General features: G+C 71.7%; 2 protein-coding genes. Both read left to right on the forward strand.

Going from position 1 to position 2,158, the window contains the following annotated elements; translation table 11 throughout:
- The coding region (locus CS062_RS25020; protein WP_259373124.1) for a FliH/SctL family protein at positions 1-653 on the forward strand (653 nt) is incomplete at its 5' end.
- A gap of 13 nt (positions 654-666) precedes the next feature.
- On the forward strand, positions 667-1,989 hold the full coding sequence (gene sctN / locus CS062_RS25025) for a type III secretion system ATPase SctN (protein WP_099864555.1): 1,323 nt from the start codon (positions 667-669) through the stop codon (positions 1,987-1,989).
- Positions 1,990-2,158 lie beyond the last annotated feature (169 nt).

Here is a 2,158-nt window from a genome sequence, read left to right on the forward strand (position 1 = left end):
CCTGCGAAGCCGGCCGGCGCCAGGCGGCGCTCGAATGGCATGAGCGCCAGACGGTGCAGGCGATCGACAACGCGCAGGTGCTGCGCGGCATGCACGAGAAGCTGGCGACCATCGTCACCGGCGCCGTCGAGCGCATCGTCCACACCGAGGAGCGGGCGGCGCTGTACCAGCGCGCGCTGCGCAGCGTGCGCAGCTTCGCGCGCGGCGCCAGCACGCTGGCCTTGCGCGTCAGCGCCGACGACCATGCCCATGCGCGCGCCGCGCTGGATTCGCTCAAGGCGCTGCAGACCCAGGGGCTTCACATCGAGGTCAGCGTCGACCCGTCGCTGCGGGCGGGCAGCTGCGTGTTCGAGTCGGAGGTCGGCATCCTCGATGCGAGCCTGCAGACGCAGCTCGACGGCCTGCGCGCGGCGATGGACCGCGCGGTGCGCAAGGCGCTGTCGAGCAGCCTGCCGCTCGCCGATGCCGACGACCACGAGGAACCCGAACACGGCCTCGATGACGGACCGGGCGACGGCATCAGCGATCGCGGCATCGAGGCCCAGGCCCATGCCCACGCACCCTTCGGATTCCCGCACACGGACGCGGGCGCGCAGGCCGATGCCGATGACGCCGAGGACATCCTTCACGCGCACGACCTCGCCGAACACTGAACCAGGAGCGCCGATGAAGGCATTGCAGGGATTCACCGACCTGATGGAGGCCGAGCTGGCCTCGGCCACGATGGTCGGGCGCACCGGCAAGGTCACCGAGGTGATCGGCACGCTGATGCGGGTGAGCGGCCTGGACGCGCGGCTGGGCGAACTGTGCGAGGTGCTCGACGACGACGGCGGCGTGCTGCAGACGGCCGAGGTGGTCGGCTTCGCCGGCGGGCGCAGCATCCTCTCGCCGTTCGGATCGATCCTGGGCGTGCGCGGCGGCACCCGCGTCGTCGGCCTGGGCCAGGTGCTGTCGGTGCCGGTCGGCGAGGCGCTGCTGGGCCGCGTGATCGACAGCCTGGGCCGGCCGATCGACGGCAAGGGCCCGGTGCGCACGACCGAATCGCGCCCGGTGTTCGCGCTGCCGCCCACGCCGATGGAGCGCGAGATGATCGAGCGCCCGCTGCCGACCGGGGTCAAGGTGATCGACGGCCTGATCACCTTGGGCGAAGGTCAGCGGATGGGCATCTTCGCGCCCGCCGGCGTCGGCAAGTCCACCCTGATGGGCATGCTGGCGCGCGGCACGCAGTGCGACATCAGCGTCATCGCGCTGATCGGCGAGCGCGGCCGCGAGGTGCGCGAATTCATCGAGCTCATCATGGGCGAGGCCGGCATGGCGCGCTCGGTGGTGGTGTGCGCGACCTCGGACCGCTCGTCGAGCGAGCGCGCCAAGGCGGCGCACGTCGCCACCGCGGTGGCCGAGTACTACCGCGACCAGGGCCTGAAGGTGCTGCTGATGATGGACTCGCTGACCCGCTTCGCCCGGGCGCAGCGCGAGATCGGCCTGGCAGCGGGCGAGCCGCCGGCGCGGCGCGGCTTTCCGCCGTCGGTATTCGCCGAGATCCCGCGGCTGCTCGAGCGCGCCGGCATGGGCGCGCGCGGATCGATCACCGCGCTCTACACCGTGCTGTACGAGGACGAGGGCGGCAACGACCCGATCTCCGAGGAGGTGCGCGGAATCCTGGACGGTCACATGATCCTCTCGCGCAAGATCGCCGCGCGGAACCAGTACCCGGCGATCGACGTGCTGGGCAGCCTGTCGCGGGTGATGTCGCAGATCGTGCCCAAGCCGCATCAGGCGGCCGCGGGCCACCTGCGGGCGCTGATGGCCAAGTACGACGAGATCGAGCCGCTGGTGCAGATGGGCGAGTACAAGCCCGGCAACGACGCGATCGCCGACGAGGCCATGCGCAAGCTGCAGCCGGTGCGCGAGTTCCTGTGCCAGGCCACCGACGACCTCTGGGCCTTCGACCGCACGCTGGGGTCGCTGGGCCAGGTCGTGACGGGATGAGGAGAAAGGCACGCGTCCGCGACGCGCAGGCCGATCGCACGCCCTGCCCCGCCGGCCCTGGGGCCGGGCCGTTTCAACGATCCGGAGTGACCCGATGAATGCACGCCTTCGCCGCTATCACCCCCTTCGCGCCGAGCGCCACGGCCGGCACACCGCGCTCGCGATCGCG

Source organism: Roseateles chitinivorans, assembly GCF_002761755.1.
GTDB classification, from domain to species: Bacteria; Pseudomonadota; Gammaproteobacteria; order Burkholderiales; family Burkholderiaceae_C; genus Roseateles; species Roseateles chitinivorans.